General features: G+C 64.0%; 16 protein-coding genes. 7 read left to right on the forward strand and 9 right to left on the reverse strand.

Features of this window, described 5'->3' with window-relative positions:
* Positions 1-852, forward strand: an 852-nt coding sequence (locus KBY78_RS11005; RefSeq protein ID WP_255143621.1) for a cation-translocating P-type ATPase, incomplete at its 5' end; no start/stop codon positions are given.
* Positions 853-976: 124 nt separating this feature from the next.
* On the opposite strand, the gene KBY78_RS11010 is transcribed toward KBY78_RS11005, so the two are convergent.
* Positions 977-1,213, reverse strand: coding sequence for a chlorophyll a/b-binding protein (locus KBY78_RS11010; RefSeq protein ID WP_006171034.1), 237 nt, complete (start codon positions 1,211-1,213; stop codon positions 977-979).
* A gap of 229 nt (positions 1,214-1,442) precedes the next feature.
* Positions 1,443-1,586, reverse strand: a complete 144-nt coding sequence (locus KBY78_RS11015; protein WP_006171031.1) for a chlorophyll a/b-binding protein — start codon at positions 1,584-1,586, stop codon at positions 1,443-1,445.
* A gap of 431 nt (positions 1,587-2,017) precedes the next feature.
* Here KBY78_RS11015 and KBY78_RS11020 point away from each other — a divergent pair, with 431 nt between their 5' ends.
* From KBY78_RS11020 to KBY78_RS11045, 6 genes are all read left to right on the forward strand, one after another.
* Positions 2,018-3,055, forward strand: coding sequence for a sodium:proton antiporter (locus KBY78_RS11020; protein ID WP_255143622.1), 1,038 nt, complete (start codon positions 2,018-2,020; stop codon positions 3,053-3,055).
* A 410-nt stretch (positions 3,056-3,465) separates the two neighbouring features.
* Complete coding sequence (locus KBY78_RS11025; RefSeq protein ID WP_255143623.1) at positions 3,466-4,323, forward strand: mechanosensitive ion channel family protein; 858 nt, start codon at positions 3,466-3,468, stop codon at positions 4,321-4,323.
* A 106-nt stretch (positions 4,324-4,429) separates the two neighbouring features.
* Entirely contained in the window at positions 4,430-5,440 is a 1,011-nt protein-coding gene (locus KBY78_RS11030) for a patatin family protein (RefSeq protein WP_255143624.1), read from the forward strand.
* Complete coding sequence (locus KBY78_RS11035; RefSeq protein WP_255143625.1) at positions 5,440-6,576, forward strand: hypothetical protein; 1,137 nt, start codon at positions 5,440-5,442, stop codon at positions 6,574-6,576. The genes KBY78_RS11030 and KBY78_RS11035 overlap by 1 nt, the downstream gene beginning before the upstream one ends.
* A gap of 3 nt (positions 6,577-6,579) precedes the next feature.
* Positions 6,580-7,488 (forward strand): mechanosensitive ion channel family protein, encoded by a 909-nt coding sequence (locus KBY78_RS11040; RefSeq protein WP_255143626.1) that lies wholly within the window; start codon positions 6,580-6,582, stop codon positions 7,486-7,488.
* 767 nt (positions 7,489-8,255) lie between these two features.
* Positions 8,256-8,573: an MTH1187 family thiamine-binding protein gene (locus KBY78_RS11045; RefSeq protein ID WP_255143627.1), complete on the forward strand. Its 318-nt coding sequence runs from the start codon at positions 8,256-8,258 to the stop codon at positions 8,571-8,573.
* A gap of 466 nt (positions 8,574-9,039) precedes the next feature.
* Here the strand turns inward: KBY78_RS11045 and KBY78_RS11050 are convergent, their stop codons facing one another.
* From KBY78_RS11050 to KBY78_RS11080, 7 genes are all read right to left on the reverse strand, one after another.
* Positions 9,040-9,243 (reverse strand): chlorophyll a/b-binding protein, encoded by a 204-nt coding sequence (locus KBY78_RS11050; RefSeq protein ID WP_255143628.1) that lies wholly within the window; start codon positions 9,241-9,243, stop codon positions 9,040-9,042.
* Positions 9,244-9,363: 120 nt separating this feature from the next.
* Positions 9,364-9,570 carry a hypothetical protein gene (locus KBY78_RS11055; RefSeq protein WP_255143629.1) on the reverse strand — a complete coding sequence of 69 codons (207 nt, stop codon included), beginning with the start codon at positions 9,568-9,570 and terminating at the stop codon, positions 9,364-9,366.
* 67 nt (positions 9,571-9,637) lie between these two features.
* The gene (locus tag KBY78_RS11060) at positions 9,638-9,841 is read right to left on the reverse strand and encodes a hypothetical protein (RefSeq protein WP_255143630.1); all 204 of its coding nucleotides are present in this window, start codon (positions 9,839-9,841) and stop codon (positions 9,638-9,640) included.
* 215 nt (positions 9,842-10,056) lie between these two features.
* Positions 10,057-10,293 (reverse strand): hypothetical protein, encoded by a 237-nt coding sequence (locus KBY78_RS11065; protein ID WP_255143631.1) that lies wholly within the window; start codon positions 10,291-10,293, stop codon positions 10,057-10,059.
* A 25-nt stretch (positions 10,294-10,318) separates the two neighbouring features.
* Complete coding sequence (gene msrA / locus KBY78_RS11070; RefSeq protein ID WP_399215749.1) at positions 10,319-11,077, reverse strand: peptide-methionine (S)-S-oxide reductase MsrA; 759 nt, start codon at positions 11,075-11,077, stop codon at positions 10,319-10,321.
* A 24-nt stretch (positions 11,078-11,101) separates the two neighbouring features.
* Positions 11,102-11,365, reverse strand: a complete 264-nt coding sequence (locus tag KBY78_RS11075; protein WP_006170446.1) for a hypothetical protein — start codon at positions 11,363-11,365, stop codon at positions 11,102-11,104.
* Between the two features lie 73 nt (positions 11,366-11,438).
* The coding region (locus tag KBY78_RS11080; RefSeq protein ID WP_255143632.1) for an ABC transporter ATP-binding protein at positions 11,439-12,471 on the reverse strand (1,033 nt) is incomplete at its 5' end.

Here is a 12,471-nt window from a genome sequence, read left to right on the forward strand (position 1 = left end):
CTGCAACAACTGGCCAGCAGCCTGGCGGAGCGCTCCGACCATCCTGTCTCGCAGGCCGTTGGTGCAGCTCTTGATGGCGAGCGTCTGAACGTGGAGGCCTTCGAGGCCCTGCCGGGGAGGGGTATACGTGGCGTGATCTCGGGATGGCCTCTGATGCTGGCGAATCACCGCTGGATCGAAGAGCTGGGGCTCTGCTCGAGCGAGCTGGAAGCCACGATGGAAGCTCAGGAGCAAATGGGCCGCTCGCTCAGCCTGCTGGCCGATGACAACGGCGTGCTCGCCCTGATCGCCGTCGCCGACACCGTGCGACCCAGCTCATTGGCCGCTGTGGAAGCCCTTCGGGCCCTGGGCGTCACCCCGGTGATGCTCACGGGTGACAACGCAGCGACCGCCTCTGTGATTGCGACCCAGGCAGGGATCCAGCAGGTGAAGAGCAACCTGCTGCCCCAGGAGAAGCTCGAGGTGGTGTCCAACCTGCAGGCCCGCTATGGATCCACGGCCATGGCCGGCGATGGGATCAACGATGCGCCGGCTCTGGCCCAGGCGAACATCGGTTTTGCGATGGGGGCAGCCGGCACCCACATCGCCATGGAAGCGGCTGATGTGGTGATCATGAACGACGATCTGATGCGCGTGCCTGAAACCATCGCCCTTTCTCAACGCACCTTTCGAATCCTGCGCCAGAACATCGCGCTGGCGCTGGGAATCAAAGCCCTCTTCCTGCTACTCACCCTGGCTGGAAACGCCACGATGTGGATGGCAGTCTTCGCGGACATGGGCACCAGCCTGATCGTGATCGCCAATGGTCTGCGACTGCTGCGCATGCCCATGGCTATCAAGCTGGAGGGCTGAAGCTGTGGGGGCTGATGAAGCGGGTGGTTAGCGTCGGTACGTTGAGACACCGGCAGTCACCCCATCCGTTTCGCCCCCAGGCAGGGCCCAGGGGTTTGCAGTGATCCGCACTTGGACCTGAGGATCAGAAACAGAACGGCAGATACTGGGTGCGGCAGGCTGCGTAGCCATCCACGAGGGCGCCAAGGCCGATCTGGTGGGCAATCCCAAAGCCCGTCAGGCCTTCGACGACAATGCCGATCACAAGGCCAAGCATGGCGGCGCGGCCATTGAAGAGCTCAGCGCGTTTGAGCTGATCCATGTGGATCTGCTGTTCAGTGGGCTCCTGGGAGCTGGGCAGGTTGACTGGAGTGTTGGTCATCGATTCCTGAGGTGAGTGGACGTGGGCTGGTCGTCAGTCCGCGAGGTCTGGTTGCAGCAGCGAAGCCGCAAGCCAGGTGCTGAACAGAACGATGGTGAGGGTGGCGGTCATCGGGTTTTCTGGGCCAGATCGCTGGGACGGCTGAGCAGGAAGGTCACCATGCCGGTCAGAACAACCACAAGGGCGATCACGGCGGCGGTAGCTGCGGTATAGTCGGTACTCATGGCGATCAACCCAGACCGATCTGGGAAAGGATGCCCTGACCGGTGAGCAGCTCGGTGCCCAGGCCGATCACGAAGCCGAGCATGGCGAGGCGGCCATTCCAGGTTTCGGCAAAGGCGACAAACCCAAAGCGGGAAGCGGAATCAGTCATGCGTGTAACGGTGTTCTTGAATAAATGTAACAGGTTGTAAAGCGCCTTGGCGATGCAGCGCGCTTGACGTGGATCCCAAAACCTGAACCCGTCCTCAGGGGAGCTGCCCTGCCAGCCGGGGTTGGCCCCCGGAGAAATCTCATGAACGCAAGCGCCACACCCCTGAACAGATCGCCCTGAAGCTGACGGCCGCCAGCCTCCAGACTCAAGGGACTGCAGCGGACGCCGCACCCCCCCCCCACCCATGCTCACCATCGAATCGGTTGAGCTGCTGCTGCTGGTGGCGGCGGTGGTGGCCATGGTGGCCCGCAGGCTGCGGCTGCCCTACAGCGTGGGCCTGGTGCTGGGGGGCATCGTGCTGGCCTGGCTGCCCTTCGCCCCCCGACATCGCCCTGACGCGGGAGCTGATCTTCAACGCCTTTCTGCCGCCGTTGATCTTCGAGGCGGCGTTTTACATCGCCTGGCCGTCGCTGCGCAAGGACCTGCCGGTGGTGCTCACCCTGGCCACGGTGGGTGTGGTGCTCTCCGCCGGCATCACCACGGTGGGGATGCACGTCCTGGCCCACTGGAGCTGGCCGGCGTCGCTGCTGTTCGGCGTGCTGATCTCGGCCACCGATCCAGTGTCGGTGATCGCCACCTTCAAGGAGGCTGGCGTGCATGGCCGGCTGCGGGAGCTGGTCGAAGCGGAGAGCCTCCTCAACGACAGCACCGCCGCCGTGGGCTTCGGCATCGCGATCGCCTTCGCCACCGGCGCCGCCATCACACCGCTGGGCACCACACAGTTTCTGGCGGTCACGATCGTGGGGGGCGTGGCCTGTGGCGCGGCGGTTGCAGCAGCCTTGCTCGCCCTGGCCGGCCGCACCGAAGATCCCCTGGTGGAGATCACCTTCACCACGATTGCTGCCTACGGTTCCTTCCTGCTGGCGGAGCACCTGGAGGTGTCGGGGGTGCTGGCCACCCTCACGGCTGGAATCATGCTGGGCAACCTCGGGCCCCTGGGTGCCATCTCCCCCAAGGGACGCGAAGCGGTTCAGTCGTTCTGGGATTACGCCGCCTTCGTGGTGAATTCGCTGATCTTCCTGCTGATGGGGATGTTGGAGGCCCACCAGAATTTCACCAGGGTGCTGCTGCCGATCGGCATCGCCATCGCCCTGGTGACCGTGGGGCGGGCCCTGTCCACCTATCTCTGCTGCAGCCTGTTTCAGGGCTCACCCCTGCGGGTGAAAGCCAGCCACCAGCACGTGCTTTTCTGGGGCGGCCTGCGCGGCGCCCTGGCCCTGGCCCTGTCGCTGGGCCTGCCCACCAGCCTCCCTTACCGAGACACCGTCGTGACGGTGGCCTTCGCCGTGGTGGCCTTTTCGGTGATCGTGCAGGGGCTGTCGATCACACCGCTGATGCGCTCCCTCGGCGAGATCGGACCGGCCAGCGCCGACATCGCTGGAGACATCGCTCTGGAGGCCAGCCGCTGAGAGTTTGCGGAACAACGGCCTCAGCGGGTGTGTTTTTTCATCTGCCACATGGGCATCTGCTGATGACCACCCTGGGCGATGGCGGCAGCGGGGTGGCCTGCTCCGGCTGCCAGGGACGGAAGGACTTGAGCTTCTGCATGCCCCATTGTCTCGCCCAGATCCGTTGCGCTCACAGGGATCTTGGCAGATTTAGAGGCGTCTAATGAGAGCGCGCAGGCGATCGATGCACGACAGGCTCCAAGGCACATCTGAACATACAGAGAATAGCTTGTTTGATGTTTTCTCAATGGCGCCTTTAAAGTATCAGTATTTCGAGACTCCATTCATCTCGCAAATTAATGTCAATACCTGCATCAATGTGAAGTAAGTCTGTGCCAAAATTTGAACTTGCTCTGGATTGAGCGGGACCAATGGCCGAACTCCTCGCCTGGCTGCCCAAAGGGCTGACTGCTCTTGTCATTCTTATCGTGTCGTGGCTGGTGTGGCGCATGACACGGCAGGCCGTGGGACTGACGAACGAGCGGGCGGGGCTAGATCCTACCGCCAGTAATTTTCTACTGACGATCCTGAAGTATGTGATTCTCACGATCGGGGTCGTGACCGCCCTCGGACGGGTCGGCGTCAACACCACCTCCATTCTCACCAGCCTCGGCGTTGTCGGATTGAGCCTTGGCTTTGCTGCCAAAGATGCCCTCTCGAACATGATTTCGGGGCTGTTCATCTTCTGGGATCGCCCCTTCGTCCTCGGTGATCTGATCGAGGTGGGCGGACACTATGGCCGGGTGGATCGGATCACCATGCGTTCAACCCGGGTGGTGACACCCGATGGGCGAATGCTTGCTGTTCCCAATACGATGGTGGTGAATTCGATCGTAGCCTCTTACACGAACTTTCCTCATCTTCGCCTTGATATTCCTTTTACGGTGGGCGTGGAGGAAAACCTTGCCAGGGTCCGGAAGATCGCCCTTTCCCAGTGTCCCAGCGATGACCTGCTGGTGGAGGAGCCGCCGGCCAGGGTGGTTGTCACAGCCCTGAATGATTACAACGTCGCCATGGAACTTCAGGTGTGGCTGGCCGACGAGAAGCAACACATTCCCATCCGCCATCTTCTGCGGGAGCGGCTGTTCGAGGCCCTGCGCGAGGCAGGGATCGACATGCCTTTCCAGACGCTGGCCCTGCGAACTCTTCCGGACCGGCCCATGGGCGCCACCGCCGGATCCCCCGCTGCTTCGGCTCTCCCATCCTCCCCCGATCCTCCGCGGGGATGAAGCCGGTTCGCTTTCGATCTGGGGACGATCGCCTCCCCCACGCGCCCGGGCAGCATCCACTAACTTTGGCGGGATAAGACTTCCTTTTCTCTAGGGTTTCTGCACCATGAAAAGCATTGGGCTGGCCCTGGGCAGCGGTGGAGCCAGAGGCTGGGCCCATATCGGCGTGGTGCGTGCCCTGCAGGAAGCCGGGATCAGAATTGATTACATCTCCGGGGCCAGCATCGGAGCTCTGGTGGGGGCCATCTACTGCGCCGAGGAACTGGATGAACTGGAAGACTTCATCAGGGACCTGAGCTGGAGAGACATGCTCTTGTACTTCGACATGGTCTTCCCCACCAGTGGTCTGCTGGATGGCAACAAGGTCTATGAGCTGCTCTCGGAGCACATGCAGGGGATGAAGATCGAGGAGTCCCCGATTCCCTTCTGCTGTGTGGCCACTGATCTCATCAAGGGCGAGGAAGTGCACCTCAGCTCCGGGTCCATGGTGGACGCCGTGCGGGCCAGCATCTCCGTGCCTGGAATCTTCACGCCCTTCTGCCATGGGGATCTCTTCCTCGGAGATGGCGGCATCGTCAATCCCGTTCCGGTGGATGTGGTCAGGGCGATGGGAGCGGACGTCGTGATCGCGGTGAACCTCAACCGCAACCACGTCACCGGTGGCCTGGCGGACTCCGCCCCGCCCGATTTCCAGAGCCGGAGGAGCCCGATTCCCGGTTCCGGTGATTCGGCCGGCCCCGGCGACGACCAGGAGGAAGGGCAGGACGACCCGCCACCCAGGACACCCAGTGAACCCTCGAAGCGCCGCAGGGAGTCGTTTCTGAAGAGCCTCAGGGATCGGTATCAGAGTCTGCAGGACACCCTGCAGGACAAGGTGGATCAGTGGTTCCCCGAGACAGACCCCGGTCCGAACATCTTCGACGTGATCGGCACCTCCCTGAACGTGATGGAGCAGCAGGTCACCCGCAGCCGACTGGAAACCCACGCTCCCGACCTGCTGGTGGAGCCGCCCCTGAACGACTTCGCCATCTTCGATTTCCACAAGGCCGGCAGGATCATTCGCATGGGCCACACCGCCATGACGCAGCAGCTGCCGGCCCTGAGGGAGTTGCTCTGATGGCGCCCCCCCTGTTCGATCCCGTGCGTGCCCGGCTGGACTCCTGGTTCGCGCGCCGCAAGTCCCAGCTGGTCGACGATCCCCTGGAGCCCCTGCCCAGAGAACGGAGCCTCGCCCTGAAGCGGCGGATCGCCGCCCTGGACGTGCCGACGCCGCTGCGGACCTTCGTGGGGGAGAGGCTGACCGAGGCGCTGGCGGCCTGGCGTTCCGATCGCGAGGCCGCCAACGTGATGATCGTGCTCAGCCGGCCGGTAGAGCCCATGGCGCCGGTGATCGAGGCGGTCCTGACCGACTGGGACGGCCGCTCCACCCCCTGCCGGGCCCTCCTGCCCTGCCGCCATCGTCCCAAGGATCCGGCGGCCATCCCCCGGATGCTCACCGCGGCTCTGGAGGAACCCCTCCCACCGGCCGGATCCGAGGGGAAAGCGGCGCTGCTGAGTCTGGCGAATCTCGACCAGTGCTTCCTCCGCTGCATCGATGGCTGGAGAGGGATCGAGCGTCTGCGGCAGGTGGCCCTGGAGCACCGCGACCGCTTCTGGCTGCTGGGTTGCAACAGCTGGGCCTGGAAGTTCCTCGACCATGTGAGCCAGATCAGCTCCTACTTTCCCGACGCCACGACCCTGCCGCCCCTCGATGGCCCCGCCCTGGCGGAATGGCTGGCCCCGGTGGCCGCTGACCTGGGGCTGAGCCGGCCGGGGGCTCCCGCCGCCGGTGGTCCAGGGTCCAGCGATCCCGCCGTCCCTGACGCCGAGGCGGACCAGTGGAGCCAGCTGGCGGAGCTGGCCGCGGGCAGCAGCCGGATCGCCGCGGAACTCTGGCTGGAAGCCCTGCGGCTGGCACCGGACAGCGACGCCGGGGCGGTGTGCCTGCAGCGGCCCGCGTTGCCGGATCTGCCCACCCTGACCGATGAGGACCGCTATCTGCTGCACAGCCTGCTCATCCACGGAACGATGCGCAGGGACCATCTCGCCTTCGGTCTGGGACTGCCCAGCCATCGCCTTCAGCCCCGCATCCACTGGCTTCTCGGGGAGGGGCTGATCGAGACAGCGGCGGGGGAACTGTCGGTGCGGCCGTCGCACTTCCCGTGCCTGGTGAAGGAGCTCGCGGACAACAACTTCTTCACCGGGGAGGCCTGAGCCATGGGGGCCTTCCCCTTCCGTCACGGGTCCTGGTTCGGGCTGGCGGCGTCGACGGCGGCCTTCCTGCCCGCCGCAGCCCGGGCAGAGACGACCAGGCAGCGCATCCTCGCCGAGGTCACGCTGATGAAGTCGATCGGCGCGGTCTTCGCCGTTCTGCTGGCCTACGCCGGCATCTTCCTGATCGAACGGCTGACCGGCTGGCTGTCCGAAAAGGTGGCGCGTCGCTACCGGTTGCTGATCAAGCAGTCGGTGCCGTTCCTGAAGGGCCTCATCCTGATCATGACGGTCTCCTATCTGCTTGATCAGTTCCTCAACCTCACCCAGAACAATCTTCTGGCCTTGACGGGGACCCTGGCGGTGGCGCTGGGCTTTGCCTTCAAGGATTACGTGAGTTCGATCATCGCCGGGGTCGTTTCCCTCTTCGAAGCCTCCTACCGGGTCGGTGATCGGGTCAGGATCGGCGACCATTACGGCGAGGTGGTGGGCTATGGCCTGCGAAGTCTTCAGCTGGTGACCCCCGACGACAACACCATCACCATCCCCCACAATCTCCTGTGGACCGATCCGATCTCCAATGCCAACAGCGGCAAGCTGGAGGCCCAGGTGGCCACGGAGGTCTATTTCGACCACAGGGTCGATGTCGATCTGGTGGTTGACATTCTCTACCAGGCAGCCTGCAGCAGTCAGTACACCCAGCTGCGCCTGCCGATCGTCGTGGTGATGCAGGAGCACCTCTGGGGCACCCAGTTCAAGTTGCGTTCCTATCCCATGGATGCCCGCGATGAATTCGCCTACCGCACCGATCTTCTGATGCGAGCGAAACGGGCCTTTGCCCAGCATGATCTGCCCTATCCCGTCCGCTCGCTGGCGCTGCTCCAGCAGGCTGAGCCGCTAGATGGCCAGGGCTGATGGCGGAAGCAAAGGCCTGATGCCCAATGGCAATGAGTGATTAGGGACTCCTGAACAATGACGGATACAGGAATCCTTGTCGAGTCCCTCTGGAGCCTGTCAACTCCGCGCGCAGGCCATTCCATGAGGACCACCTTAAAAATCAGCCTATGTGCCCCACAGAGACTCCAGGAGGCTGTTGATGGGGAACAAAGCCTCTGCAAGCTATAGAACTAGGCCAAAAGGAAGACAAAAAAGAGGTTGAGAAGCCTCAGGGACTTCTCAGCACATAACACCAAGAAGGCCATAAAGATAGAGGTTTCAGCGACGCTGGCGAGCCTTACCACATCAGCTTGAGCGAATACTTGCGCTCGCTTGTACCAAATGGTCTCTCAACCTCATTTCTGCGGCGTTGATCAGCACTGAGTTGCACCTTACGCCCAGCATTCAGATCAACGCTTTAGTGGACTGAGCCACTCCGCGGCAGATTCAGACCCACTACAGCCCACTCTACGCAATATGCCCAAAGGCTAATGGGTTGATTGCCGGGCAGCCTGGACTGCGGCAGCAGGCCCGATCGCCAGTTGATTGCTCAATTCCACAGTGAAGGATGTACACCTTCAAGTGCTTGTGATCCGTTCATCTTGCTCAGGCGAAACCTCCCCATGGAACAACACTAACAGGAGAGATTCCACCAGCTCTATGCCCAGCCCGAGGCCTCTTCAGCCGGAAGGTAGAGGGGGCCAGCAGGATGGCACCCTCTCAATGAAGCCTCCGGAGGCACGTCGATGAAGGTGATCGTCGATCTCTGCGTTGTTCCGATTGGGGTCGGCGTCAACCTGGCGACTTACATCGCTGCGTGTGAGCGGGTGCTGCTGGACGCCGGCCTCAAGATCCAGCTGCACCCCAACGGGACCGCGATCGAGGGCGAGTGGGGACCGGTGTTTGCTGCGATCGAGGCCTGTCATCAGGCGGTGCATGCCATGGGCTGTCCCCGCATCTACACCACCGTGAAGGTCAACACCCGCACCGATCGGGACCAGACGCTGGAGGAAAAGGTGGCCAGCGTTGAGGCGTTGTTCCAACAACCGCAGGAATGGGGCTAATGAGAAGGGCGCCCCGAGTCGAGCGCCCTTGGGCCGGTTGCAGGGCTTGGGCTCGCGCTCTGTCCTGGTCGAGGCCTCTGATTCAGTAATAGATCCGCCGGCCCGCCTTGTCAGTACGGCAAGCCGACCACAGCCACAGGGCATCAGCTCAGAGACTCTCTGCTCATCACTGGCGGCCGCTCAACCCAAGAAGGGCACACCGCACCTCGTCCACCGAGAACCCATCCACGGCGATCCATTTGCACCGTCTGCTCTGGCCACGCACCGGTGTCACCCTGCTGGCAGCGACGCCAGTCATTCATCCCATCTCGCTGACTGCTGTGGATTCCATCGACATGCCGCGACGTTGAGGACATGGGGATGATCGGCAGCGGTTGAGGCTGCCGCTCCATCTCGCCTTGCGACCGAAAAAAAGTCGGCGCCATCGGTGCAGGGCCGGCCAGGGAAAAGGGCGATCGTGGTGGCCTCAACCCTGCGCCAGAAGAGCGAGATCGGCGATCTGCTGGAGGATGCCATCTCCGCTGAACGCCTCCACGATCAGACCGATCGTGAACCCCAGCATCGCGATGCGTCCGTTGAGACGCTCTGCACGTCTGAGCTCATCGTCTCGGATATGCTTGGCGGCCGTGTTCTGGAACCAGGCGTCGTTGGCTTGAGTGGCTCGCGTCATGGGAATCATTGCGAGTGCAACGAGACATTACGAATGTCGCCGGATGGTTGACGTAAGAAGCGATACCCAGCCCTGATCTGGGCACAAACTCTGGCCTCGGGCAGGTGGGCGGTCTGCCTGTCAGAGGTCACCTCCGCTCCGGCTTTCGATGCGTTCCTCGACCGCTTCCCACACCACCCGGTAGGCCAGGCTCTGGGCGTCGCTGATGGCCTCAGCAGCAGAGTGCATCCAGGCCACCTGGCAGGCCAACGCCTCGAAATCATCCGGAACCACCGTCAGACCCAGAAGCTCCAGCGCCGTCGCCACATCTGGTGGATCGGGAACCATCGACCGTCTCCTCATAGGTCCGCTCAGCAAGTCCGCCGCTGCTGATCCTTGCGGCGATGGTCGTTCCTCAGGCCGCCACTGGGACATCAGCCTCGCAGCCGCTCTCCAGTTCTTCCCACACCCGCCGGTAGGCCGCGGTCTGCACGGCGCTCCATGGCTGGGAGGCCGGGTGGCAGCGTGCCACAAGCCGCGCCAGGTCGTGCCGGCTGCTGGGTTTGGTGTTCAGGCCCAGGGCAGCCAGGGCTGCCCGGTGTTCCGTTGACGATCCCATGGCTGTCGTCGATAAGCGTGGGGAAGCGGATGGTCGCAGCCAATACTTCTGGCGCAAGGCGAGCGGCCACAAGCGTCGAGGATCTTGATGGATCACATGGCGGAGCCCCTCCTCATCCCCCGGCCAGGGTGACGCTCACAACTTCACCGACCTGGACCTCGATCCGCTCGATCGCACGCATCATTTGCCGTCGTACCACCGTCATCGTGTAGAGATCAGGCCCGATAGCTGGCAGCAGATGCGCCAGCTGGCGAGTAGCTGCTTGTCGGCTGGGGCCAGGGCAGGCGCTTGTAGGTGGGCTTGCCGCCCCCTTCTTCGGGCTCGATCCGTGCATACCGCTCTGCCGTGGTGTGCCCCTGCAGTTCTGCAGCAGTCAGCTCCAGCGATCCGGAAGCAGCCCGCTGCCGCAGGAAACTGGAGTCCTGATCTCTTTTCTCAGTGCTGACCCTCAAGTAGGCAACGAGTCGCCCGTGTGGTTCAGAGCGTGATGGGGCCGCCGGGACTGCGTAGGACGCAATGGGGCTGGCTCCAGTCGTAGTGCTCCCAGACGGAAGACGGGAGCTTGAAGTCAGAACCGGGGAAGGCGCTCAGTCGAACGCCGGTGGGTCGAGCCGAGCAATAGGGCCGACTGCCTGGCCGTTCCAGGTACTGCTGGTGGTGGGTCTCGGCGAAAAAGAAGGGCTTGCCGGCGAGCAACTCGGTGGTGATCGCCGGGAAGCCGGCGGCGCTCAACTGCTGCTGGTAATGATCGCGGCTGGCGCGGGCCAGTTCGGCCTGGGCCTCGGTGCTGGTCACGATCGCCGAGCGGTACTGGCTGCCGCGATCGTTCCCCTGGGCCATGCCCTGGGTGGGGTCATGGCACTCCCAGAACAACTTGAGAAGATCGGCGAAGCCCACCTGATCGGTGTCCCACACCACCCGCACCGCTTCGGTGTGGCCGGTGCATCCGGAGCAGACCTCCTCGTAGGTGGGATTGGGGGTGTGGCCGCCGCAGTAACCCACGGCCGTGGTGATCACACCGGGCAGTCGCCAGAAGCCTTTCTCAGCGCCCCAGAAGCAGCCACAGCCGAAGAAGGCCTCCTCCTGGCCAGGCTGGAGAGGCGCCTGGAGGGGGGTGCCGAGGACCACATGGGTGCTGGCCGTGGCGATCGGGGTGTCACGCCCTGGCAGGGCCTCCTCGGCGGACACGATCCTGCCCTTGGCCGCGCCGGGGGCCTGGTTGAAAAGTCCGAACACCGCTGCTCTGCTTAAGACTTGAGCCTAGGCAACGCGATCCGGGGCCGGAGAGGGTTCCAGGGCGATGTGGTTCAGCAGGGTGGTGGTGAAGGCGAACAGCAGGAAGGGCAGCGAGAGCACCAGGATCACGCCCACCCCCACCAGGGCGAAGATCGGCTTGCTGGAGCCCATCAGAGCCAGCCCCGCCGCCAGGCTCACGAAGATCACCACCATCCACACCAGCACCTGGCCGTAGATGTCGCCGAAGGTGAGGGTGCAGCGCAGGTTGTAGCCCTTGGGGTTCTCCATCGTCCTCGCGTGATCTGCCTCAGCTAAGCCCCTCCCCGCGGGCTTGTCTGTGCTGTTCAACAACTCGTGCGAATCAGGCCACCTGCTGCAGCCGTTCCTCCGCCCGCTCCCGCTCCCACAGGCGCCGGTAGGTGCCCGGGATGGCCACCAGCTCCTGGTGATGGCCCTGCTGCACCAGACGGCCGTCCTCCATCACCAGCACCCGGTCGCAGGCGGCGGCGGCAGAAAGCTGGTGGCTGATCATCAGGATCGTGCGCCCCTTCTCGGCGCGGATCGAATCGAGGATTTCCGCGGCCGTGTTGTTGTCCACGCTGGCCAGGGCGTCATCAAGCACCAGCAGGGGAGCTGACACCAGCAGCGCCCGCCCGAGTGCCGCCCGCTGGCGCTGGCCGCCGCTGAGGGTGATGCCCCGCTCCCCAACCAGGGTCTGATAGCCGTCGGGAAAGCCGCGGATGTCGCCAGCGAGGCGGGCCTGCTCGGCCGCCGCCTCCACCCGGGCGTCGTCGGCCTCCGGGTCGCCGTAACGCAGGTTGTCGGCCAGGGTGGCTGTGAACAGATAGCCCTCCTGGGGCACCAGGGCCACCTGACGGCGCAGATCATCGAGGGAGAGCGCCGTGACATCGACCCCATCGAGGAACAGCTGCCCCTCGGGCACCTCCACCATCCGCCCCAGCGCCCGGGCCAGGGTGGTCTTGCCGCAACCCACGGGGCCCACCAGCGCCACAAGTTCCCCTGGCCGCAGCTGGAAGCTCACGTCCTGGAGGGCCTCACGCTGGGCGCCGTCGTAGCGCACGCTGAGCCCACGGGCCTCCACAGCCCCGCGCGCGACCCTGGCCGGGGCCTGGGGCACGGGCGGTGACACCACCCGCGGCTGCCGCGCCAGCAGCTCCTCCACACGCTCCAGGCTCACCTGGCCGGTCTGGAAGGTGTTGAGGGTGAAGCCCAGCAGGGCGGTGGGGAACACCAGCCGCTCCACGAACAGGATCAGGGCCACCAGATTGCCGATGCTGAGCCGGCCGCTCTCGAGCTGGCCGCTGCCCAGCGCCAGCAACAGCAACAGGCTGATCGAGGAAATGCCCTCCAGCAGTGGGAAGAGCGTGCTGCGG

Origin of the sequence: Synechococcus sp. EJ6-Ellesmere, from assembly GCF_024345875.1 — a bacterium.
Taxonomy (GTDB): Bacteria; Cyanobacteriota; Cyanobacteriia; order PCC-6307; family Cyanobiaceae; genus Regnicoccus_A; species Regnicoccus_A antarcticus.